At 26.0% G+C, this 22,933-nt stretch carries 21 protein-coding genes; 9 read left to right on the forward strand and 12 right to left on the reverse strand.

Going from position 1 to position 22,933, the window contains the following annotated elements; translation table 11 throughout:
* Positions 1-11: 11 nt before the first annotated feature.
* From BGIGA_RS00890 to BGIGA_RS00910, 5 genes are all read right to left on the reverse strand, one after another.
* Positions 12-1,625 carry a glycerol-3-phosphate dehydrogenase/oxidase gene (locus BGIGA_RS00890; protein ID WP_014726500.1) on the reverse strand — a complete coding sequence of 538 codons (1,614 nt, stop codon included), beginning with the start codon at positions 1,623-1,625 and terminating at the stop codon, positions 12-14.
* Between the two features lie 110 nt (positions 1,626-1,735).
* Positions 1,736-3,088: a signal recognition particle protein gene (gene ffh / locus BGIGA_RS00895; RefSeq protein ID WP_014726501.1), complete on the reverse strand. Its 1,353-nt coding sequence runs from the start codon at positions 3,086-3,088 to the stop codon at positions 1,736-1,738.
* Positions 3,089-3,106: 18 nt separating this feature from the next.
* Positions 3,107-4,867: an arginine--tRNA ligase gene (gene argS / locus BGIGA_RS00900; protein ID WP_014726502.1), complete on the reverse strand. Its 1,761-nt coding sequence runs from the start codon at positions 4,865-4,867 to the stop codon at positions 3,107-3,109.
* A 15-nt stretch (positions 4,868-4,882) separates the two neighbouring features.
* Entirely contained in the window at positions 4,883-5,944 is a 1,062-nt protein-coding gene (locus BGIGA_RS00905) for a branched-chain amino acid aminotransferase (RefSeq protein ID WP_014726503.1), read from the reverse strand.
* 67 nt (positions 5,945-6,011) lie between these two features.
* Positions 6,012-8,453: a thiamine pyrophosphate-dependent enzyme gene (locus BGIGA_RS00910; protein ID WP_041178372.1), complete on the reverse strand. Its 2,442-nt coding sequence runs from the start codon at positions 8,451-8,453 to the stop codon at positions 6,012-6,014.
* 86 nt (positions 8,454-8,539) lie between these two features.
* Between BGIGA_RS00910 and ndk the strand changes: the two genes are divergently transcribed.
* From ndk to BGIGA_RS00925, 3 genes are all read left to right on the forward strand, one after another.
* On the forward strand, positions 8,540-8,989 hold the full coding sequence (gene ndk, locus BGIGA_RS00915; RefSeq protein WP_014726505.1) for a nucleoside-diphosphate kinase: 450 nt from the start codon (positions 8,540-8,542) through the stop codon (positions 8,987-8,989).
* Positions 8,990-9,007: 18 nt separating this feature from the next.
* A complete protein-coding gene (locus BGIGA_RS00920) occupies positions 9,008-9,610 on the forward strand; it encodes a LemA family protein (protein WP_014726506.1) in 603 nt (200 codons plus the stop codon).
* A 77-nt stretch (positions 9,611-9,687) separates the two neighbouring features.
* Positions 9,688-10,431, forward strand: a complete 744-nt coding sequence (locus tag BGIGA_RS00925; protein WP_014726507.1) for a YgcG family protein — start codon at positions 9,688-9,690, stop codon at positions 10,429-10,431.
* 9 nt (positions 10,432-10,440) lie between these two features.
* On the opposite strand, the gene BGIGA_RS00930 is transcribed toward BGIGA_RS00925, so the two are convergent.
* Entirely contained in the window at positions 10,441-13,104 is a 2,664-nt protein-coding gene (locus tag BGIGA_RS00930; RefSeq protein ID WP_014726508.1) for a valine--tRNA ligase, read from the reverse strand.
* Between the two features lie 33 nt (positions 13,105-13,137).
* Between BGIGA_RS00930 and BGIGA_RS00935 the strand changes: the two genes are divergently transcribed.
* Positions 13,138-13,635, forward strand: a complete 498-nt coding sequence (locus BGIGA_RS00935) for a dihydrofolate reductase (RefSeq protein WP_014726509.1) — start codon at positions 13,138-13,140, stop codon at positions 13,633-13,635.
* Here the strand turns inward: BGIGA_RS00935 and BGIGA_RS00940 are convergent, their stop codons facing one another.
* Entirely contained in the window at positions 13,636-14,265 is a 630-nt protein-coding gene (locus BGIGA_RS00940) for a bifunctional nuclease family protein (RefSeq protein ID WP_014726510.1), read from the reverse strand.
* Between the two features lie 168 nt (positions 14,266-14,433).
* Here BGIGA_RS00940 and BGIGA_RS03150 point away from each other — a divergent pair, with 168 nt between their 5' ends.
* Together BGIGA_RS03150 and BGIGA_RS00950 are read left to right on the forward strand one after the other, a co-directional pair.
* Complete coding sequence (locus tag BGIGA_RS03150) at positions 14,434-15,159, forward strand: hypothetical protein (protein ID WP_014726511.1); 726 nt, start codon at positions 14,434-14,436, stop codon at positions 15,157-15,159.
* A 91-nt stretch (positions 15,160-15,250) separates the two neighbouring features.
* Entirely contained in the window at positions 15,251-16,234 is a 984-nt protein-coding gene (locus tag BGIGA_RS00950; protein WP_014726512.1) for a pyruvate dehydrogenase complex E1 component subunit beta, read from the forward strand.
* A 5-nt stretch (positions 16,235-16,239) separates the two neighbouring features.
* Here BGIGA_RS00950 and metF read toward each other — a convergent pair whose 3' ends face one another.
* Complete coding sequence (gene metF, locus BGIGA_RS00955; protein ID WP_014726513.1) at positions 16,240-17,202, reverse strand: methylenetetrahydrofolate reductase [NAD(P)H]; 963 nt, start codon at positions 17,200-17,202, stop codon at positions 16,240-16,242.
* A gap of 13 nt (positions 17,203-17,215) precedes the next feature.
* Entirely contained in the window at positions 17,216-18,478 is a 1,263-nt protein-coding gene (gene serS / locus BGIGA_RS00960) for a serine--tRNA ligase (RefSeq protein ID WP_014726514.1), read from the reverse strand.
* A gap of 78 nt (positions 18,479-18,556) precedes the next feature.
* Here serS and rsmA point away from each other — a divergent pair, with 78 nt between their 5' ends.
* The 3 genes from rsmA to BGIGA_RS00975 are packed head-to-tail and all read left to right on the forward strand — an operon-like array spanning position 18,557 to position 20,822.
* Positions 18,557-19,330, forward strand: a complete 774-nt coding sequence (gene rsmA, locus BGIGA_RS00965; RefSeq protein ID WP_041178337.1) for a 16S rRNA (adenine(1518)-N(6)/adenine(1519)-N(6))-dimethyltransferase RsmA — start codon at positions 18,557-18,559, stop codon at positions 19,328-19,330.
* Complete coding sequence (locus tag BGIGA_RS00970) at positions 19,327-20,190, forward strand: bifunctional 5,10-methylenetetrahydrofolate dehydrogenase/5,10-methenyltetrahydrofolate cyclohydrolase (RefSeq protein WP_014726516.1); 864 nt, start codon at positions 19,327-19,329, stop codon at positions 20,188-20,190. Before rsmA ends, BGIGA_RS00970 begins: the two co-directional genes overlap by 4 nt.
* 20 nt (positions 20,191-20,210) lie before the next feature.
* Complete coding sequence (locus BGIGA_RS00975; protein ID WP_014726517.1) at positions 20,211-20,822, forward strand: 7-carboxy-7-deazaguanine synthase QueE; 612 nt, start codon at positions 20,211-20,213, stop codon at positions 20,820-20,822.
* Here the strand turns inward: BGIGA_RS00975 and hisIE are convergent.
* The 3 genes from hisIE to hisA are packed head-to-tail and all read right to left on the reverse strand — an operon-like array spanning position 20,819 to position 22,930.
* Positions 20,819-21,406, reverse strand: coding sequence for a bifunctional phosphoribosyl-AMP cyclohydrolase/phosphoribosyl-ATP diphosphatase HisIE (hisIE, locus tag BGIGA_RS00980; protein ID WP_014726518.1), 588 nt, complete (start codon positions 21,404-21,406; stop codon positions 20,819-20,821). The genes BGIGA_RS00975 and hisIE overlap by 4 nt on opposite strands.
* Positions 21,407-21,422: 16 nt before the next feature.
* Positions 21,423-22,190 (reverse strand): imidazole glycerol phosphate synthase subunit HisF, encoded by a 768-nt coding sequence (gene hisF / locus BGIGA_RS00985; RefSeq protein ID WP_014726519.1) that lies wholly within the window; start codon positions 22,188-22,190, stop codon positions 21,423-21,425.
* A 2-nt stretch (positions 22,191-22,192) separates the two neighbouring features.
* A complete protein-coding gene (gene hisA, locus BGIGA_RS00990; protein WP_041178375.1) occupies positions 22,193-22,930 on the reverse strand; it encodes a 1-(5-phosphoribosyl)-5-[(5-phosphoribosylamino)methylideneamino]imidazole-4-carboxamide isomerase in 738 nt (245 codons plus the stop codon).
* Between the last annotated feature and the right edge of the window lie 3 nt (positions 22,931-22,933).

Below are 22,933 nucleotides of genomic sequence, written 5' to 3' on the forward strand. Positions count from 1 at the left end.
CTTTTCTACTATTAAACTACTGGATAATAGTATCGCATAGCTAGTTTTTTAAAATCAGCTACTTGTGATTGTTCCCATTTTTTATCTCTAGAAAGCTCTTTAGCCATTAATGCAGCTACTCTGGGTGCTATATCTATTGCTTTTTTAGCGTTTAAAAATAATAAACGAAACCTTCTCGCCAAAACATCTTCAATTGTTCTCGCCATTTCATTACGAACCATCCAAACTACTTCTGCTTCGGTATAATAATAAAAATCTTGTGGAATCAAAGAAACTCCCAACAACGGATTTTCCTCAATTAATTTTTTTATATGATATTCATCTTCTCCATATTTATTCCAATAATGATTTTTACTTTTATACGAAGAATATGAAGAATGGGATCCATAAATTTTAAGATCCTTTGTAACAGAAGGTCTTTTATTCAATTTTCCTATTTCAATAGCTTTATTGACAGTATCTTCTGCCATTTTTCTATATGTAGTCCATTTTCCGCCTATAATAGTAATTAGTCCAGAAGAACTAATCATCAGTTTATGAGATCTAGAAATATCTTTAGTTTTAGTAGGATCATAAGAACAAGAATTATGAGGAATAAAAAGAGGACGCAATCCAGAGAAAGCACTCAATATATCACTTTTTTTTGTATGAAGTACAAAATATTTATTAAAAGTTTGTAATATAAAATCAATTTCTTCTTCTAAAGGTTTTGGTTCAAGAACACTTTTTTCTAAAAAAGTATCTGTAGTTCCTACTAAAACATGATCATACCATGGAACACAAAATAATACTCTTCCATCCTGAGTTTTTGGAATTACTATAGCATTCGAACTACTGAAGAAAGATTTATCTAATACAATATGTGTTCCTTGACTCGGTTTTATGAAAACAGGACATGCAGATTCATCCATTCTTAAAATAGAATCAGAAAAAACTCCAGTAGCGTTTATTACTATTTTTGAATAAATAGAATATTCTTTTTTAGTTTCAAGATCACAAGCTACAACTCCAGAAATTTTATTTTCAACTTTTTTTAGTAAACTTTTAACTTGAAAATAGTTGAATAATATTCCACCTTTTTGAACACAAGTTTGAGCTAAATTTATAGCTAAACGTGAATCATCAAACTGTCCATCATAATATAAAATACCTCCTTTCAACTCTTTACTTTTAATTTCTGGAAAAATTTTGACTATTTCATATTTAGATAAAAACCTAGATTTTCCAAAACTTAAAGAACCAGATAGCCATTCATACAATTTTAATCCAGTCCAGTACATAATACCCATTCTCCAATTGAATACTGGAATAATAAATTTCTGTTTTTTAACTAAATGAGGTGCATTTTTTAGTAAAAAACCTCTTTCTCGTAATGCTTCATAAACTAATCTTATATTTCCTTGAGCTAAATATCGGATTCCTCCATGAACTAATTTTGTACTTCGACTAGAAGTCGCTTTAGAAAAATCAGACTGTTCCAATAGAAGAGTTTTATATCCTCTGGAAGAAGAATCTAAAGCTATTCCTAATCCTGTAGCTCCTCCTCCAATAATAATAACATCCCAAATATTTACATTTCTTAAAATGTCCAAAAACCTATCTCTATTTAAAAAACCTTTCATCATGTTTCAATCATATCAAATTTCAAATGGAATATACGATTGCATTGGGATTTTTAAAATATTAAATGAACAAAATTAAAAATATTTTCAATAAAAGAAAATTATAATTGAAATTATATATTATTTTTTTTATTAATCATTTGATATATAAAATCTTTTACAATTTTTTTTCCTGAATGAGCATGAATTTTTTTCATGATTTTATTCATATCATGAAATTGTTTAAAAAAAAGATCTATATCATTCAATGTTGTACCAGATCCTTTAGATATTTTTCTTTTCCTTTTTATACTCATATCAGTAATAATTTTAGGATGATTCCTTTCATAAGGAGTCATAGAATCAATAATAGCTTCTATTTTTTTTAAAGAATCTTTCTGATTCCCAGAAAAAGAAAAATAATTATTGATTCCAGGAATCATTGAAATAATATTTTTTATATTTCCTATTTTCTTGATTTGTTGAATCTGCTCTAATAAATCATTAAAATCAAAACGATTTTTTGAAATTTTTTGATAAATTTTTTTAGTCTTTTTTTCATCAAATTGTTCTTGTACTTTTTCAACTAAAGAAACTATATCCCCCATACCTAATATCCTATTAGCTATTCTTTCTGGATGAAAAACTTCTAAATCTTCTATTTTTTCTCCATTACTAATAAACTTTATAGGTTTTTTCACGACACTAGACATTGTGATAGCAACACCTCCTCTACTATCTCCATCTAATTTTGTAATTACAATTCCATTAAAATTTAACACTTTTGAAAAAGATTGAGCTGTATTTATAGCGTCTTGTCCTGTCATCGCATCTACAACAAATAAAACTTCATCTGGTTTAGATAATTGATTTATTTTTTTGATTTCTTCCATCATAATTTGATCTATCGCGAGTCTTCCAGCTGTATCAATAATAATTACATTTCTTTTTTTTTTCGAAGCATAAAGAATAGATTGATCCACTATTTCTATAACATTTTTACTTTCTAAAGAAAAAACAGGAATATTTACTTTTTCTGCAATCAATTTTAGTTGATCTACTGCTGCAGGACGATAAATGTCTGCAGCAACCAGTAAAGGATATTTATTTTTTTTTTTTAAAAAAAAAGCAAGTTTAGAGGAAAAAGAAGTTTTTCCACTTCCTTGTAATCCACAAATTAAAATAACAGAAGGATTATTAGAAAGATTCATTTCTACACTTTTTTCTCCCATAAGAGAAACTAATTCGTCATATACTATTTTTATAATCAATTGCTTTGGATTCAAAGAAGTAAGTACTTTTTTCCCAATAGATTTTTCTTGAACTTTTCTAATAAAATTTCGAACAATTTTATAGTTAACATCCGCATCGATCAACGCTCGTCCAATTTCTTTTAAAGAAGATGCTATATTAATTTTTGTAATTCTATCGTGTCCCTTCAAAATATGAAGAGCTTCAGATAATTTATTTTGTAAATGTTCAAACATAAGTATATATTTTATTATTTACATACGATCAAGCATTTTAATACCTAGTAAATTCATACCAGATTTTAAAATATTTCCTGTTACATGAATAATATTCATGCAAATATTGCTATGAATTATGTTTAAAGGATCTATTAATTTTTTATTTTGATAAAGGTGGTTAAAAGTTTTAGATACTTCATAAATATAATTTGCAATTAAAGAAGGATTTAAATGAATTGCTGATTTTTTTAAAATCAATGGATATTTTTGAAGAATTTTGATCATATTTTTATCATATACATCAAATTTTATATTTGACCAATAATCATTAAGGAATGAACTTAAATCGAAAAATTTTCGTTCTAAAGAACGAATCCTGGAATAAGTATATTGAATATATGTTCCTGTTCTTCCTTTAAAATCTATGGATTTTTCAGGATGAAAAATTATTTTTTTTCTTGGATCTATTTTAAGAAAATAATATTTTAAAGCTCCTAATCCTATTATTTCAGCATCCTGTTCTTGTTTTTCTTTTTTTTCTTTAGTATACTTTTTTATAAAATTTTTTTTTGCAAGAGAACACATTTCTAAAATAAGACTATCAGCATTTATAACATTTCCTTCCCTAGATTTCATCCTACCATTTGGTAAATATACCATTTCATATGATAAATGAGACAATTTATTTATCCATATATATCCTAAACGTTTCAATATATTAAAAAGAACTTGAAAATGATAATCTTGTTCTTTTCCTACTATATATATGATTTTGTCTACATTGTATTTTTTTAAACGTTCTATAGCTGTTCCAATATCTTGAGTGATGTATACGGAAGTTTGATCAGATCGTAACAAAAGTTTTTGATCAAATCCTTCTTGAATTAAATCAATCCAAACGGATCCATCTTGTTTTTGAAAAAAAATTCCTTCTCTAAGACCTTTTTTTACAATTTCTTTTCCAATTTCATAGATATCACTTTCATACTCTATTTTATCAAAAGTAATTCCCAATTTTTTATAAGTTTCTTCAAAACCATTATAAACCCATTGATTCATCTTTTTCCAAATGGTCCTGATCACAGGATCTCCTGATTCCCATTTTTTCAATAATTCTCTAGCTTGATTAAAAATTGAAGATTGAATAGGTTTTTTTTTAGATACTTCTTGAATCTCGTTATGATAAATTTTATCAAATAAATTATAATATTTTCCTACAAAATGATCTCCTTTGATTTTAACCCTATCAGGTGTTTCTCCTTTTCCAAATTTTTTCCAAGCTATCATAGATTTACATATATGTATTCCTCTATCATTAATAATTTGAATTTTTATTATTTCATAACCAACCGTTTTTAATATTTCAGCTATAGATGATCCAATAAGTATATTTCTAATATGTCCTAAATGAAGGGGTTTATTGGCGTTAGGAGAAGAATATTCTATCATGATTTTTTTAGTATAAGAAGATTTAATATTATAAAAATTTGTATTTAACATTTTTTTCAGAATATAAACATAATAATCATCTTTAAAAACAAAGTTTAGAAACCCTCTAATAATAGAAAATTGAATCAATCCTTTTAATTTATTTTGAACATAATTTCCTATATCTATTCCTATTTTTTCCACAGGTTTTTTTAATTTTTTAGATAAAGAAAATAAAATCAAAGTAATATCTCCTGGATATTCTTTTTTAGTATATTGAAAATTTAATTCAGGACAAAATTTTAATTTATATAAAACAAATATGGATTCTCTTACTATTTCCTCTATAGATTGAAAATGATCATTCATAGATGACGTAATATTTTATTTATATCTTTTTAACTGAATTCTCCATCTAAAAGGATCTTCTGATCGATTATGTTGTATATCTAATAATCTTTTTTTTAAATAAACAGATATTCTTTTTTTTTCTATAATTTTTGGTAAAAAAAAATTATTTCCTTTATAACTAATTGTTTCAAAATAATTTATAACAGCTGCAGTTCCACAACCAAAAGCCTCTTTTAATTCCCCAGTTTTAAATCCTTTTATGATTTCTGAAACGCTTAAATTTCGTTTTTCAACAAAAAAACCTTCTTTTTTAGCTAAAGAAATAATACTTTTGCAGGTAATTCCACTTAATATATTATCATTAGCTTTTGGAGTTATAAGTTTATTTTTTAAATAAAAAAAAACATTCATAGTTCCGGATTCTTCTATCATTGTATGAGTAGAAGAATCTGTCCACAATATTTGATCAAACCCTTCTTCATTTGCTAATCGAGTAGGATAAAAAGAAGAAGCATAATTTCCAGCAGCTTTAGTGAATCCAACTCCACCTGATGCAGAACGACTATATTTTTCTTCTATTTTAATTTTTAAGGGATGTTTGTAATAAACATCTGCAGGAGTAGATATTATCATAAACATGTAATCTTTAGAAGGTTTAGCAGATAAAACTCCATTGGTTGCAATTAGAAAAGGACGAATATATAAAGATTGTCCATAATTTTTTGGGATCCAATCCCTATCTATATCTATTAATTTTTTTAATCCATTCATAAAAACATTTTCTGGTATCGTAGGCATTTCCAAACGAATAGCAGATCTATTTATTCTCTTAAAATTTTCTTCTGGACGAAATAAAAAAACTTCTTCGTTTTTATCTTTGTAAGCTTTCATTCCTTCAAAAACAGCTTGTCCATAATGAAAAACAAGAGATATAGGGGAAAACATTATATTTCCAAAAGGCTTTATAATAGAATTTTTCCATTGTCCATTTTTGAATTCAGAACAAAACATATGATCAGAATACAAATTTCCAAAAGCTATATTATTAAAATCTACTTTTCCAATCCTAGATTGAAAGGTTTTTTCTATTTTCATAAATCAAACATTAGTAAAACAAATATAAATATTTTATTAAAAGATTATGAATAAAACACTTAGTATTTTAACTATCATGTATTATTTCTAGTACTTTTTCTACAATATTTTCAACAGAAGGTTTTGAAAAATAATCTCCATCAGATCCATAAGGAGGACGATGTTCTTGAGCTGTCATCGTAACAGGAGGATTATCTAAGTAATAATATCCATTTTGTTCTTCTAGTATTTTTTGTAAAATATAAGCAGAAGCTCCTCCTGGAACATCTTCATCTATAATCAATAATCTATTAGTTTTTTGTAAACTTTTCACAATATCTTTTTTCAAATCAAAAGGAATTAATGATTGAATATCAATTATTTCGGAATCTATATTAATATTAGATAATTCTTCTGCAGCTTCATCAACTATTCTCCATGTAGAACCGTAAGTTACCATAGTAATATCTTTTCCTTTTCTTGTTTTCTCTACAATTCCAATAGGAGTCCTAAACAAACCTAAATTATTTGGTAATTGTTCTTTGATTCTGTATCCATTAAGACATTCAACAACTAAAGCAGGATCATCTCCAGATAATAAAGTATTATAAAAACCAGCAGCTTTTACCATATTTCTTGGAACGAGAACCAAAATTCCTCTTAAATAATTAATAATTCCACCCATTGGAGACCCAGAATGCCATATTCCTTCTAAACGATGTCCTCTTGTTCTAATAATAACAGGAGCTTTTTGTCCTCCTTTTGTTCTGTATTGTAAACAAGCTAGATCATCACTCATGATCTGTAAAGCATATAGAAGATAGTCTATGTATTGGATCTCAACTATAGGACGAAGCCCTCGCATTGCAAGACCTATTCCTTGTCCAAGGATTGTTGCTTCACGTATTCCTGTATCAAAAACACGAATTTTTCCATATTTTTTTTGCAAACCTTCCAGTCCTTGATTCACGTCTCCTATTTTTCCCACATCTTCTCCAAAGATTAAAAGATCAGGGTGTAATTCCAATAATTTATCAAAATTTTCTCTTAATATAATTCTACCATCTACTTTAAAGTTATTCTCATTATACACAGGAAAAATTTCTGTTTTTTTTACAGAAGCTTTTTCCGAAACACTATATAAATGTGAAGAATAATTTTTTTGTTCTTCATGATATTTTTTTTTTATCCATTCTATTAGACAATTTTTTGTATCAAATTGAACTTCTGATAAAAAATATAATACTTTTTTAGCAATGCGAAATATTGATTTTTTTGTAGGATAATTTTTAGTTGCATTATGTAATTCTTGAATATATTTATTGATCCATTTTTCTTCTGTATAAGTATCTTGCATTTTACATAAAATATTTACAACTTCATTTTTAATTTTAAAAATAGGTTTTATAAAAGCTTCCCAAGCTTTTTCTTTTTCATCTTCAACATATTCTCTAGCTTCTAGATCTATTTTATCTAAAGAATCAGCATTAGCTATTTTACGATAATCTTTTTGATTAATTTCAAACCTAAAATCCAAAATCCAATCTCTAAATTTTTTGATTCCGTCATTATTCATTTCCCATTCTAAACGTTCTTTTGATTTATATCTTTCATGTGAAGAAGAAGTAGAATGTCCTTGAGGTTGAGTTAAATTTGTAACATGTATGATAACGGGAACATGTTCATAACGAGCGATTTTATCCGCTATAACATATGTTTTTGTGAGATCGATATAATTTGATCCATTTACACGAATTATTTCGATTCCTTTTTCTTTTTTATTTCTATGAAAACCAGATAAAAGATCACTAATATTTTTTTTTGAAAATTGATATTTATTCGGAACAGATATTCCATATTCATCATCCCAAATAGAAAGTATCATCGGAATTTGCAATACAGAAGCAGCATTCAATGTTTCCCAAAACAATCCTTCAGAAATACTTGCATTTCCAATAGTTCCAAACGCAACTTCATTTCCATTATGAGAAAACATTTTATGTGTTTTTTTTAAATTTTTAAGTTCTTTATAAATTTTAGAAGCCTGAGCTAATCCTAATAATCTAGGCATTTGAGCTGCCGTAGAAGAAATGTCCGCACTAGAATTTTTTTGTTTAATAAGATTTTTCCAATTTCCATCCTCATTCAAAAAACGTGTTCCAAAATGAGCTGTCATCATTCTACCAGACGAAACAGGTTCTGCTTTTAAATCTGAATGTGCGTATAATTGCGAAAAAAAACTTTTTACACTTAAAACTCCAATAGCCATCATAAATGTTTGATCACGATAATATCCAGATCTATAATCTCCATTTTGAAAAACTTTTGCCATAGCTAATTGAGGAATTTCTTTTCCATCACCAAATATGCCAAATTTAGCTCTTCCATTTAAAACTTCTTTACGCCCTAAAATGCTAGTTTCACGACTAATTCGTGCTAATTTGTAATCATTTAAAACCATTTTTTGAAATGAATCAAACTCAAAAAAGGGTTCTTCATCATCACCATATTTTTTATTGTTAAAATTCATAATATTTTTATATGAAAATACAGGAATTTTCATTTATGAATTTCTTTATTTAATTTTAAATGTTTTTTTCGATAAAATCGAAACTTATGATTGATCGTATGTTTGGAAAAATTACTCTTTCGATTATAAAACCGGATGCGGTACAAAAAGAATATGTTATTCCTATTCTATGTAAAATAATACACGCTGGGTTTCACATTGCAGCGCTAAAAATGACAGAACTTTCTAAAAAATCAGCTAAAAAATTTTATGCAGAACATAAGAATAAATTATTTTTTGAATCTTTAATAAGATTTATGTCTTCTGGACCAATTGTATCTGTCATATTAGAAAAAGAAAATGCAGTAAAAGATTTTAGAATTTTAATAGGGGAAACGAATCCAGTATATGCAAAAAAAGGAACTATACGAAACTTATATGCCTCCTCTTTAGAAAAGAACGCTATACATGGATCTGATAATAATCAAAATGCTTTGAAAGAATGTTTGTTTTATTTTTCTAATAGAGAAATTTTTTTAAAAGAAAATTTTTGTTAAAATAAAATTTTTTCTCGTATGAAAAAAAGTTTTTTGATAGCTATTTATTCCATTTTCATTTTGATATTTATAACTATATTATGGATAACTAACACATATAATCAATTAGTTAACCTTAACGAAAATATTAAAACACAATGGGGTCAAGTAGAAAATGTTTATCAACGTAGAGCTGATTTAATTCCAAATTTAGTGAATACAGTAAAAGGATCAGCAAATTTTGAAAAAAATACGTTAAATCAAATCATAGAAGCTCGAGCAAAAGCGACTTCTATTTCTATAAATACAAATGATTTGAATCAAAATCAAATAAATAAATTTCAAAAAGTACAAGATCACTTCAATAATTATGTCAGTAGATTACTAATGATTGTTGAAAATTATCCTAATTTGAAGTCTACGCAAAATTTTTATGAATTACAAAATCAATTAGAAGGAACAGAAAACCGTATCAATGTAGAAAGAAATCGTTTCAATGAAAAAGTAAATAATTTCAATATTTATAGAAACCAATTTCCAAAAATCATAATTGCAAACTTTTTTTCTCAATTTAAAGAAAAAGGATATTTTCAATCTAAAATAGGATCAAAAAAATCTCCAATTATAGATTTTTCGAATTAGGTGAATTCGATTTTTATTCATGAATAGGAGATTCAATAAAATAAATGGATTGAAATAAAATCAATTCAAAAAAAATCATGAAAAAAATTGTTCGATCTCTTTTAATTATTTTGATAATATTTTGTGCAAATTTTGGACAAGGACAATTGTATGTACCTGAATTTACAAAAAAAATATATCCTGTACAGGACTACGCAGGAGTTTTATCCAAAAAACAAATCGAAAAATTAAATCAAAAACTGATTTCATATTCTAAAATTACATCAACAGAGATTTTAATTCCTATTATTCAGGATCTTCATGGAGAAGATCCAAATTTATTAGCTTCTAAATGGGGAGAAAAATGGAAAATTGGAAAATATCATAAAAATAATGGCATAATTATATTGTTATCCATTCATGATAGAAAAATATCTATTCAAAACGGATACGGAATTGAGCCTTATATTACCGATTTTCTAACTATGAAGATTATTAAAAAAATGAAACCTATGTTAAAAAATAATCTTTATTATCAAGCTATAGATTATGGAACTCAAGAAATATTTCAAATTTTAAAAAATAAATATCAAAAAAAACATAAAAATAATAAAATTTTTTCCATATGGAATTTATTAACCAACATTAGTATTTTTTTGATAATATTTTTTTTATTTTATTTCTTCTTAATAAAAAGAACAACAAACGTTTCATTATCCACGTTATTTTTAACAAATTTTTTATTCAGAAATCAAAATTATCATAATGACGACGATGATAATTTTGATGGATTTGGAGGTGGAGGAAATTTCGGAGGAGGAGGTGGAAGTAGTAGTTGGTAATAATTTATTTTATCTAATTTTTTTTAAATACTCCAAGTATTCCTTGAGTCTAGTAATTTTATTTAGTGTATCATTCTCTTTTTTTCTTTCTTTAAAAAGTAAACTCTTTGATACAGAAGTCACATATTTATTGTTATATAAATTTTTTCTAACAATAGACAATAAATTATTCAAATATTGAATTTTATTTTCAATTTTTACAATATCTATATGATGGTTCAAATTACATTTTTTTTCATCTTTATAGGATAAAAAAAATTGATCTGTATTTAAAAAAAAAGAAAAAAACGGGACATTTTTGGGTTCTTTTAATACAGGAATTATTTTATCTAAATTCGCTAATTTTAATATAATGGAATCATATTTTCTCTCTTTTTTTTCTTTTTTTATCATATAAAATAAAATAAGACTTTCTTGATGAGAAATATGATTACGATTCCTAATATTACGAACTTTAGATATGATTTCAGTCGCTTGTCTGAAAGAAACTAAAATATCATGATCATATAATTTTTTTTTAGGCCAAGAAGAAATAATTAGAGCTTCTTTTGTCTCTCTTTTTTTAATAAGATTCCAAATTTCTTCTGATATGAAAGGCATATATGGATGTAATAATTTTAATATATTTTCAAAAAATTTAACAGTATTTAAATAGACTGTTTCTGATATAAATTTATTTCCACAAATAGGTTTAATAATCTCAAGATAATAAGAACAAAAATCGTACCAAATAAACTTATATAAAATCATTAATGATTCATCTAATTTATACTTTTGGAATGAGTTTTCAAAAATATCCAAAATATAATAAAAACGATTTTTTAACCACTGAATAGCAAGAGAAGAAGAATCAGGAACATCTTGATTTTTTATTACTTCCCAACTTTGAATTAAACGAAAAGCATTCCATATTTTATTAGAAAAGTTTCTTCCTTGTAAACATATTTTTTTTTCAAAATGAAAATCCTTTCCCGCACTATTGTGAAGCATCAATCCCATACGAATAGCATCCGCCCCATATTGATTAATTAAATCTATAGGATTTGGAGAATTATTTAATGATTTTGATATTTTATTGTTTTTATAGTCTCTAATAATTCCAGTAAAATAAACCCTTTTAAATGGTTTATGATTTTGTAATAAAAAACCAGACATAATCATACGTGCAACCCAAAAAAATAATATATCTGAACCTGTCACTATTTCTTCAGTAGGATAATAATAAAAAATTTCATGATTATAAGGATGGGAAATTCCATCAAATACAGATAAAGGTAATAACCAAGAAGAAAACCAAGTATCTAAAACATCTGGATCCTGCCATATTTCATTGTGACTTAAATATCGATTTTTACTTTTATGTCTTGCTTTTTCTAATGCTTTTTCTAAATTTTCTGCAACTACAAAATCATCAAGTTTTTTTCCATAATAATAGACAGGAATACGATGTCCCCACCATAATTGTCTAGAAATATTCCAATCACGAATTTGACTCATCCATTTAAAATAAATTTTCTTAAATTTTTTTGGATAAAATTGAATATCTCCATTTTTTACAGCTTCCATAGCAGGAATTGACATTTTTTTCATTTTTAAAAACCATTGAATAGATAATCTCTGTTCTATTACTGATAAAGTTCGTTCAGAAAAACCCACTTTATGATTAAATTTTTCTATATTTTTTATTACTTCCAATTTTTTGAGTTCCTCAATAATTTCTTTTCTTACTTTAAAACGATCCATTCCTTTATAATGAAGTCCTTTATCATTCAAAGTTGCATTTTCATTGAAAATATCTATGATATCTAATTTATGTTTATCTGCTATATTTTTGTCATATCTATCATGAGCCGGAGTAATTTTCAAACATCCAGTTCCAAAATTTGGATCTACATATGAATCTTGTATAATTGGAATATATCTATTTACAATTGGAATTTTAGCATATTTATCTTTCAAATGATAATAACGGGAATCCTCTGGGTGAAAACAAATAGCTGTATCACCAAATATGGTTTCAGGACGAGTCGTAGCTACAATCACATAATTATTTTCTCCTTTGATTTTATATTTCAAATAATAAAGTTTTCCAACATGTTCTTTATAAAGAACTTCTTCATCAGAAAGAGTAGTCCTAGCATCTGGATCCCAATTAACAACATGATAATCTCTATATATATACCCCTTTTCATACAAATCCATGAAAACTTTTGTTACAGATTGAGATAATTGTTTACTCATCGTAAATTGAGTCCGATTCCAATCGCATGAACATCCCAATTTTTTAAGTTGATCAAAAATCATGTTCTTATGCTTTTTTGACCATTCCAAAACATGATACAAAAATTTTTCTCTTCCTATCAAAATCTTGGATAATCCTCTTTTTTTCAATTGATGAACTACTTTAGCTTCCGTAGCAATGGATGCGTGATCCGTTCCTGGAATCCAACAAGTATTATATCCTTTCATTCTAGCATATCTAATCAAAACATCCTGTATTGTATTATTAAGCATATGTCCTATATGAAGAATTCCAGTTATATTTGGAGGAGGCATCACTATAGTATAAGGAATTCTTTCGTCTGGATAAGACGAAAAATAATTTTTTTTCATCCAATAATGATATCTTTTTTTCTCCACTGATTTGGAATCATATTTAATTGGAATATCCATATATTTAAAAATATAAAAAAAATTTTAATAATCATGAAAATTGTTTTGATTGCTGCTATTTCAGAAAATGGATTTATAGGAAAAAATAATCAATTAATGTGGCATTTACCTAATGATTTAAAACGTTTTAAAAATTTAACTATGGGAGAGACAATTATAATGGGAAGAAAAACCTTCGAATCCATTGGAAAAATACTTCCAAAAAGAAAAAATATTATACTAACAAAAAATAAAATGAATTTTTTATACTTGAAAAATAAAAAAAATATTAGAATTGTTTCTTCTATCAAAGAAATAGAAAATTTAACATGCAAAAAAATATTTGTTATAGGAGGAGAAAAGACATATGCCTCTACAATTGAAAAAGCAAATATCATAGAATTAACATTAATTCATAAAAAATTTCATGGAGACACAAAATTTCCAAAAATAGACACAAAAAAATGGAAAAAAACGTGTGAATTTGTTTACGAAAAAGATAAATATCATTTATTTAACTACAGTTTTATTAGATTTGAAAGAAAAAAATAATTATTCTCTTCTATCTAATTCTTTTTTTATTCGTGCAGCAAGCTCATAACATTCATTGATTACTGCATGATTTAATAAAGCATTCAAATCTCTTTCTGTCATATTTTCTAAATCTTGTTGACTTTTTTCTTTAAAAAAAAGAATCCCACTATTTTCCATACTTGTTTCAGTCGTATCATTAGATGATCCATTTTCAAAATAAATGCCCGCTTTATCAAAAATTTCTCTTGTTGTATAAATTGGAGCTTGAAAACGCACAGCTAAAGCAACTGCGTCCGATGTTTTAGAATCTATTTTGTGTTCTTTTTTCTTTATTTTTCCTTCTTCTTCTATGCCATTCCCTTCCAATAAAATATAAGAAAAAAATATTCCATTTACTAATTTATATATAACTACAGCTTTTAATATAATATGAAATTCTTTTGCAAAAGAAAGAAATAAATCATGTGTGAAAGATCTGGATAGATCTCTTTTTCCCAAAGCATAAGCAATAGATTGAGCCTGTAAACTCTCTATAATAATTGGAAGTTTTATTCTTCCAGATTCTTCTTCAAGCAATAAAACATATATACCAGATTGTATTTGACTTAAGGATATTCCCCGTATAGATAATCTAATAAACTTATCCATAATAATATATGAATTTTATAAATAAATCTTAATCAATTTAAACACTGTATTCAAATATCCTAAATAAGGATATTTAATTCATTTTTATTGTTATATCAATCAATAATAAAACAGAATAATGTAATAATTTTTTTTATATATTTAACAATAATATTAAAAATTTTTATTATGAATACTTCTTTTAAATTTTTGATTCCAACAATTTTTATATCGTTAGGATTTCTTATTTCTTGTAATGATAATATCACTTTTTCAGAAGAAGAAGAATCTGACGAAAATACTTCTTCTATAGAATACTCAAAAACATCTAAATTTTCCCAAGAAAATGTAGAGCCTACAGGAGATCCAATAACAGACTTTCCCCTAGATGATCCTTCTTATTATCGTTATTCTAATGTTGATTATGAAAATTATAATAAGATAGAGAATGACATAAATATAGAAGACTTATATATGGAAATTAGAGAAATAGGAGAAAAAATAGGAAAGCTAGAAGAAGAGAAAAACATACATTATAGTGAATTTCGTAAAATCGTAGAATTTCAAAAGGGGATTTTACAAGAAATTATAAATAAAAAAAAGATAATGAGGTCTAAGCCTGTAGGTTCAGAAGCGGAAAAAAAAGCTAAAAAAGATTTTGAAGACGAAAAAAAATTTAGTGATGAAAAATTCGAAATACTTAAAGATAAAAATGATTTATTGTATAATATAGTTAAATCAATAAGAGAAGCAAGAAGTGTAAAAATGGATTTACAAAAAAAATTAGCATTTTTTGTAAAAAAAGAAAGAGATAAAGAAGAAAAAGAAAGAAAAGAAAGAAAAGAAAAAGAAAGACAAGAAAGAAAAGAAAGAAAAGAAAAAGAAAGACAAGAAAGAAATAAAAATAAAAGTTGATCTAATTTTTTCATTAACGGAAAAGAAAGGAAAATCATTCTTTTCCGTTTTTTTATATTTTTTTTTATGAAAAATTGACACCTCATATATTATGAAAGAAAAAAGTTTCCGTGAAGTTATAGCAGAAGCTATGAGTGAAGAAATGAGAAGAGATGATAGTATTTATCTCATGGGCGAAGAAGTTGCTCAATACAATGGAGCTTATAAAGCTTCTAAAGGAATGCTAGAAGAATTTGGACCAAAAAGAATTATTGATACTCCCATATCAGAATTAGGATTTTCTGGAATAGGAGTTGGATCTGCTATGAATGGATGTAGACCTATTATTGAGTTCATGACTTTTAATTTTTCTTTAGTTGCTATGGATCAAATAATCAATAATGCTGCAAAAATACGCTATATGAGTGGAGGACAATGGAATATTCCTATTGTTTTTAGAGGTCCTACTGGCTATGCTGGACAATTAGGGGCTACACACTCTCAATCTTTTGAAAGTTGGTATGCAAGTTGTCCTGGATTAAAAGTAGTAATTCCATGCAATCCTTATGATGCAAAAGGTCTTTTAAAATCTGCTATCAGAGATAATAATCCAGTAATTTTTATGGAATCTGAACAAATGTATGGAGATAAAATGATGATTCCAGATGAAGAGTATATTATACCTATAGGAAAAGCAGAAGTCAAAAAAGAAGGAACCGACATAAGTTTAGTCTCTTTCGGAAAGATTATGAAAATAGCTTTAAATGTAGCATATAAATTAGATCAAGAAAATATTAGTGTAGAGGTCATAGATATTCGTACTATTCGTCCTTTAGACTATGAATCCATCTTATTTTCTGTAAAAAAAACTAATCGTTTAGTGATTTTGGAAGAATCATGGCCTTTTTCATCTATCGCTTCCGAAGTTTCATATTTTATACAAAAAAAAGCATTTGATTATCTTGATGCTCCTATTTATAGGATATCTTTGTTAGATACACCTGCTCCTTATGCTTATAATTTGATAAAAACTTGGTTTCCTAATGAAGAAAAAATAATCAGCGCCATAAAAAAAACTCTTTATTTAAAATTTTGATTAATTTAATAAACAGCTTGAACAATTTTGTAAATATTTTCTGGTCGATCCATGGTATAATAATGAATCACTTCTACTCCAGAGTTTTTTAATTCTTTAGATTGATGAATTGCCCATTCAATTCCAATATGAAATACATTTTTTTTATCTTTTTCTTTTTCTACTTCTTTAACCAATTCATTAGGAATATTTAAATTAAATCTAGAGGGTAACCCGTTTAATTGTTTTTTCGAAGAAATAGGTTTTAGACCAGGGATGATAGGAACAGAAATTCCTTCTAATCTGCATTTTTTTACGAAAGAAAAAAATTTTTTATTGTCGAAGAACATTTGAGTCACAATATAATCAGCTCCTGCTTCTACTTTTTTTTTCAGAAAAAACAAGTCACTTTCTATATTTGGAGCTTCCAAATGTTTTTCCGGATATCCTGCGACTCCAATACAAAAATCAAATAATGTAGATTTTTTCTTTTCAACAAAAGTTTTATCAAGATATTTTCCTATATTTAAATTTTTAACTTGTTTTACAAGTTCTGCAGCGTATTTGTGTCCATCTTTTTGTGCAAAAAAACTATTTTCAGATTTTAGAGGATCACCTCGGAGAACCAACACATTATCAATCCCTAAAAAATTTAGATCTATTAAAGCATTTTCCGTCATTTGCTTACTAAATCCTCCACAGATTAGATGAGGAACTGCGTCTATTCCATATTTATTCATAATAGCTGCACAAATTCCTACGGTCCCTGGACGTCTTGAAATTTTTCTTCTTTGTAAAAGTCCATTATCTTTTTCTACATAAATGAATTCTTCACGATGGTAAGTTACATCTATAAATGGAGGACAAAATTCCATTAATGGATCTAAAGTAGAAAAAATATCTTTAATATCACGTCCTCTCAAAGGGGGTAATATTTCAAAAGAAAATAAACTTTTCTTTGCTTTATCTATATGCTCAGTCACTTTCATAAAATAAAAATTTTTACTTAATATGATCAAATTTTGTATAAGGAACCAACACTTTAGGAATATTAATTTGATTTTTAGTTTGATTATTTTCTAATAAAGCTGCCATAATTCTTGGCAGTGCTAAAGCACTCCCATTAAGTGTATGACATAATTCTATGTTCCCTGTAATAGTTTTATATCTAAGATGTAATCTATTGGATTGAAAATTAGTACAATTTGATATAGAACTTACTTCTAGCCATTTTTTTTGTGCAATAGAATAAACTTCGAAATCATAAGTTATAGATGAAGAAAATCCAAGATCTGAACCACTTAAACGGACAAGACGAAAAGGTAAATTTAAAGATTTTAAAATACTTTTAACATGTAAAATCATTTCGTTCAGAGAAAAAGAAGAAGAATTTTGTGTAGTTATTTGAATAATTTCAACTTTATCAAACTGGTGTAATCGATTTAACCCTCTAACTTTAGATCCATAAGAACCTGCTTCTCTTCTAAAGCAAGAAGTATAAGTAGTTGCTTTAATAGGAAGATCTAAATCTGTAAAAATTTTATCTCTATAACAATTCATAATAGGAACTTCTCCAGTAGGAATCAAATAAAAATTATCTTTTTCTATGAAATACATTTGATTTTCTTTATCTGGAATTTGTCCCGTAGCATATCCAGATTTTTCATTAATAAGATAAGGTAAGTTATATTCTTTGTACGAAGCTTGTATATTTTGATCTAGAAAATATTGAATTAAACTTCTTTGTAATTTTGCTCCTTTTCCCATATAAACTGAAAAACCAGATCCACATATTTTTGTTCCCAAATTTGAATCAAATAAACAAAATTTTTTTGATAATTCCCAATGGGGTAAAGGATCTACAATGGAAGAATGAATCTCTCCTTCTTGAAGAAGAAGATCATTAGAATCTTTTTTTACTTTTTCATCTGGAACATTAGGAATTTGATTTAATTTTTTTTTTAAAATTTCTGAAATTTTTTCTAATCGAATATTAACACTTTTTCTTTCTTTTTTTAGGAAGACAGATTTTTCTTTCAAAGATTGGATTTGGTAATCATTATTATGTAAACTTAAAATTTTCCCTATTTTTTTTGATATTAAATTTTCTTTTTCTAATTTTTTATTTAAAATATTTTGAATTATTTTTTTTTTTTCGTCTAAAATTAATATTTCATTTATTAAATATAATTTATGAAAATTACGTTTTTCTAATCCCAATAAAATTTTTTCTTTGTTTCTTCGTATGAAAGAGATTTGAAGCATATTTCTTTCTCGTCTAGGTAATACGTTTTTATGCACACAAGATACAAAATAATATTTTTTTATATTTGCATTATGCGAATGCATAAATTTTTTTTTAAAAAAAAATTTGATCAGTATTTTTTAAAAGATCGAAATATCGCCAAAAAAATTGTCAATTATCTTTCTTTTAAAAATTATAATACAGTAGTAGAAGTTGGACCGGGATTAGGCGTTTTAACTCAATATTTGTTAACTAATCCATGCAATCATGTTTTTTTAATAGAAATTGATAAAGAATTAACTTTTTTTTTAAAAAAAAGTTTTCCGATTTTAAAAAATCGAATTTTTCATAAAAACTTTTTGAAATGGAATCCGGAAGAAATTAACTTGAAAAATTTTGCTATTATTGGAAATTTTCCTTATAATATTTCTTCTAAAATATTATTTCATATCTTAAAATATAACCAATATATTCCAGAATGTATTGGTATGTTTCAAAAGGAAGTAGCAAAACGAATTACATCTCATAAAGGAAAAAAAACTTATGGAATTTTATCAGTTTTAGTTCAAACATTTTACAACGTAAAATATCTTTTTACTGTAAAAAAAAAGGTATTTTTTCCGGTTCCTAATGTACAATCTGCAGTTATTTCTTTAATAAGAAAAAATGAAACTATTTACTGTAATAAAAATATGTTGTTTGAATGTGTTAAAGTTGCTTTTAATCAAAGAAGAAAAAAGTTAAAAAATTCTTTACAATTGTTTAATCATATTCAAAATTTTCACAAAATACCATTTTTAGAAAAAAGAGCAGAAGAATTATCTGTAAAAGAATTTATTCAATTAACAAAAGAAATAGAAATTAGGAAATGACTACTAAATTACTAGATGGAATTTTATTAGCTAAAGAAATAAGAAATGAAATATATAAAATTATAAAAAAAGAAATACTAAATAAAAACAAACGTGTCCCTCATCTTGGAATTATTTTAACAGGAAATAATAGTTCTAGTATAACATATGTTAATAACAAAATTAAAGAATGTAAAAATATAGGAATCAAATATTCTTTAAAACATTTACCTGTTAATTGTTTAGAAGAAGAATTGTTAGAAGAAATAATAAAAATGAATCAAAACCCATGTATAGATGGTTTTATTGTACAGTTCCCTATAGGAAAACATATAAATCAGGACAAAGTAATTTTATCTATCAATCCTAAAAAAGATGTGGATGGATTTCATCCTGAAAATTTTGGAAAAATGGCTTTGGATATGAAAACTTTTTTTCCTGCTACAGCATTAGGAATATTAACTCTTTTAGAAAGATATAAAATTCAAATATCAGGAAAATATACTGTTATCATTGGAAGAAGTAGAATAGTAGGAAGACCAATTAGTCTACTCATGAGTAGAAATAGTAATCTTGGAAATAGCACCGTTACATTGACACATAGTAAAACTAAAAATATAGAATATTACACTCAACAAGCTGATATTATTGTAGTAGCAGTAGGTATTCCAGGATTTCTTAAAGGAAAAATGATTAAAAAAGGAGCAATCATTATAGATGTTGGAATACACAATAATGAAAAAAAAATATTAGGAGATGTTGATTTCTATAGTGTTTATGGAAAGGCTTCTTATTTAACTCCTGTTCCAGGAGGAATAGGGCCTATGACCCGTGTTATGTTACTAAAAAATACTTTAATAGCAGCATTAAACAATAGATAAATAATATTTTAATTATAAGAATGAAAGAAATCAGCTATCCTATCAAAGAATCATTTTATTCTATTCAAGGAGAAGGACATTTTTATGGAATAGCTGCATATTTTATTCGTTTTGAAGGATGTAATATAAAATGCGATTGGTGCGATACTAAAGAAAGTTGGAATATAAAGAAAAAAGATTTTGTTCCAATTCATAAAATTATTGCTAATATTAACAATTATAAAGTGAAAACTGTAATAATTACTGGAGGAGAACCGATGATGTGGGACTTATATCCTTTAATTAAAAAATTAAAAAAAAAAGAATATCGTATTCATATTGAAACTTCAGGTTTTTATCCTATAAAAGAAAAATATGTGGATTGGATTACAATTTCTCCTAAAAAAATAAAACGACCTATACAAGAAAATTACAAAAAAATTAACGAATTAAAAATTATTATTTCGGATGAAAATGACTTCTTTTTTGCAGAAGAACAAGCTAATTATGTTAAATCTAAAAATTGTTTTTTATTTTTACAGCCCGAATGGACTAATATTTTTAGAATTATTCCAAAAATAATTTCTTATATTAAAGAAAATCCTAAATGGAGAATTTCTCTTCAAATTCATAAAATGTTAAATATTCCTTAGTAAGATTTCGAATGTCTGTTTTCAAGAATATTAATGACATCTTGTATTTCGAATCCCTTTTTTTTCAAAAGAATGAGATAATGAAAAAGTAAATCTGCAGATTCATTTAAAAACAAATTTTGATTATCATCTTTAGATTCAATGATAAGTTCTACTGTTTCTTCTCCTAATTTTTGGGATATCCTGTTGATTCCTTTTTTTGATAATTGATATATATAAGAGTTTTCTTTTTTTTTGTTAATTCTATGCGATATTATATTTTCTAAATGAAATAAAAAATTTTTATTGTTTATTTCTTTCCAACACGTATCCGAACCTTGATGACAAATAGGCCCTGCTGGTTTTGCTTTAATTAATAATGTATCTTCGTCACAATCTATTAATATATCTTCAATAAAAAGATAATTTTTACTAATTTCTCCTTTAGTCCATAATCTTTTTTTAGATCTGCTATAAAAAGTTACTTTTTTTTCATTAATACTCTTTTTATAAGCTTCTTGATTCATATAACCTAACATTAACACTTTATCGGTTTTTGAATCTTGAACTATAACAGGAATTAACCCTTTTTTAAAATCTATCATTTTTTTATATGTTTTTCTATTGCCCTTCTTCCCTTCTTACAGGGATGTGAAGATGATTTAAATAAAATTTTAATTTTGGGATTTCTATTTCTCTATAATGGAATATACTGGCAGCTAAAGCAGCATCTGCTTTTCCTTTTTCAAATATTTTATAAAAATCTTCTAATTTTCCAGCTCCACCTGAAGCAATAACTGGGGTGGAAATATTTTCAGATATTTTTTTGGTAATATCTAATGCAAATCCATTTTTTGTTCCATCATGATTCATTGAAGTTAATAATATTTCTCCTGCTCCTCTATTGGTTCCTTCCTTAGCCCAATCTAAGGTTTTCATTTGAGTAGAAATTCTTCCTCCATTTAAATATACCCACCATTCATTTTTCTCATATTTAGTATCAATAGCTAATACAATACATTGACTTCCAAATCTTTTAGAAAAATGTTCTAAAAGGTTTGGATTTTTAAAAGCAGCAGTGTTTACAGATATTTTATCTGCTCCCGCATTTAACAAAAGTTCTACATCTCTTTCCTCTTTAATTCCTCCACCAACCGTAAAAGGAATATTAATATGACGAGAAATATCTTTCACTAAGCTAATTAATGTTTTACGTTTTTCATTTGTAGCTGTGATATCCAAAAATATTAATTCATCTGCTCCTTGTTTTGTATACCAACAAACAAGTTGTATTGGATCTCCAGCATCTTTTAAATGTTTGAAGTTTACTCCTTTTACTGTTCTTCCGTTTTTTATATCTAAACAAGGGATGATACGTTTAGCTAACATATTTAATTATTATTATTTCTTTTTTTTTTCCAATTTTTTAGATGAGATAATGATATTTTATTTTCATATATAGCTTTTCCAACAATAACTCCACTACAACCCAAATTAAATAATTTGTCTACATCATCCATGGTACTAATTCCTCCACTTGCAATGAATTCAATGTCTGGAAATTTTTCGATAATTTTTTTATACAAAATAAAAGAAGGACCTGATAAAACTCCATCTCTAGAGATGTCTGTACAAAAAATTTTTTTAACTCCATGATTACTTTTTTCCTGTAAAAAATCTAAAAAAGGAAATTCAATGAATTTAGTCCATCCATTTATTGCTATTTTATTATTTTTAACATCTATCCCTAATAATATTTTATCTCCTCCATAAGTATAAATCCATTCTTTTAAAAGAAAAGGTTTTTGAACTGCTACGCTTCCAACAGTAGCCATATGTCCTCCACTTTCAAATACAGTTCGTATATCCTCTTCAGAATGAATTCCTCCTCCAAAATCTATAATTAAATGTGTATGTTTTGCTATTTTTTCTAAAATTTTCCAATGAATAACTTTTCCTTTTTTTGCTCCATCTAAATCTACTAAATGAAGTCTAGAAATTCCATGATTTTCCAATAAAAAAGCCATTTCTAATGGGTTGTTATTATAAATTTTTTTTCTTTTAAAATCTCCTTGTATTAATCGAACACATTTACCGTCAATCAAATCTATAGCTACTATAATATCCATTCT

The sequence above is a fragment of the Blattabacterium sp. (Blaberus giganteus) genome, from assembly GCF_000262715.1.
GTDB lineage: Bacteria > Bacteroidota > Bacteroidia > Flavobacteriales > Blattabacteriaceae > Blattabacterium.

Excerpts from the sequence above, each read along its gene's own strand:
- BGIGA_RS00890 (WP_014726500.1), bottom strand. The coding sequence starts at position 1,625 with ATGATGAAAGGTTTTTTAAATAGAGATAGGTTTTTGGACATTTTAAGA.
- ffh (WP_014726501.1), bottom strand. The coding sequence starts at position 3,088 with ATGTTTGAACATTTACAAAATAAATTATCTGAAGCTCTTCATATTTTG.
- argS (WP_014726502.1), bottom strand. The coding sequence starts at position 4,867 with ATGAATGATCATTTTCAATCTATAGAGGAAATAGTAAGAGAATCCATA.
- BGIGA_RS00905 (WP_014726503.1), bottom strand. The coding sequence starts at position 5,944 with ATGAAAATAGAAAAAACCTTTCAATCTAGGATTGGAAAAGTAGATTTT.
- BGIGA_RS00910 (WP_041178372.1), bottom strand. The coding sequence starts at position 8,453 with ATGAATTTTAACAATAAAAAATATGGTGATGATGAAGAACCCTTTTTT.
- ndk (WP_014726505.1), top strand. The coding sequence starts at position 8,540 with ATGATTGATCGTATGTTTGGAAAAATTACTCTTTCGATTATAAAACCG.
- BGIGA_RS00920 (WP_014726506.1), top strand. The coding sequence starts at position 9,008 with ATGAAAAAAAGTTTTTTGATAGCTATTTATTCCATTTTCATTTTGATA.
- BGIGA_RS00925 (WP_014726507.1), top strand. The coding sequence starts at position 9,688 with ATGAAAAAAATTGTTCGATCTCTTTTAATTATTTTGATAATATTTTGT.
- BGIGA_RS00930 (WP_014726508.1), bottom strand. The coding sequence starts at position 13,104 with ATGGATATTCCAATTAAATATGATTCCAAATCAGTGGAGAAAAAAAGA.
- BGIGA_RS00935 (WP_014726509.1), top strand. The coding sequence starts at position 13,138 with ATGAAAATTGTTTTGATTGCTGCTATTTCAGAAAATGGATTTATAGGA.
- BGIGA_RS00940 (WP_014726510.1), bottom strand. The coding sequence starts at position 14,265 with ATGGATAAGTTTATTAGATTATCTATACGGGGAATATCCTTAAGTCAA.
- BGIGA_RS03150 (WP_014726511.1), top strand. The coding sequence starts at position 14,434 with ATGAATACTTCTTTTAAATTTTTGATTCCAACAATTTTTATATCGTTA.
- BGIGA_RS00950 (WP_014726512.1), top strand. The coding sequence starts at position 15,251 with ATGAAAGAAAAAAGTTTCCGTGAAGTTATAGCAGAAGCTATGAGTGAA.
- metF (WP_014726513.1), bottom strand. The coding sequence starts at position 17,202 with ATGAAAGTGACTGAGCATATAGATAAAGCAAAGAAAAGTTTATTTTCT.
- serS (WP_014726514.1), bottom strand. The coding sequence starts at position 18,478 with ATGCTTCAAATCTCTTTCATACGAAGAAACAAAGAAAAAATTTTATTG.
- rsmA (WP_041178337.1), top strand. The coding sequence starts at position 18,557 with ATGCATAAATTTTTTTTTAAAAAAAAATTTGATCAGTATTTTTTAAAA.
- BGIGA_RS00970 (WP_014726516.1), top strand. The coding sequence starts at position 19,327 with ATGACTACTAAATTACTAGATGGAATTTTATTAGCTAAAGAAATAAGA.
- BGIGA_RS00975 (WP_014726517.1), top strand. The coding sequence starts at position 20,211 with ATGAAAGAAATCAGCTATCCTATCAAAGAATCATTTTATTCTATTCAA.
- hisIE (WP_014726518.1), bottom strand. The coding sequence starts at position 21,406 with ATGATAGATTTTAAAAAAGGGTTAATTCCTGTTATAGTTCAAGATTCA.
- hisF (WP_014726519.1), bottom strand. The coding sequence starts at position 22,190 with ATGTTAGCTAAACGTATCATCCCTTGTTTAGATATAAAAAACGGAAGA.
- hisA (WP_041178375.1), bottom strand. The coding sequence starts at position 22,930 with ATGGATATTATAGTAGCTATAGATTTGATTGACGGTAAATGTGTTCGA.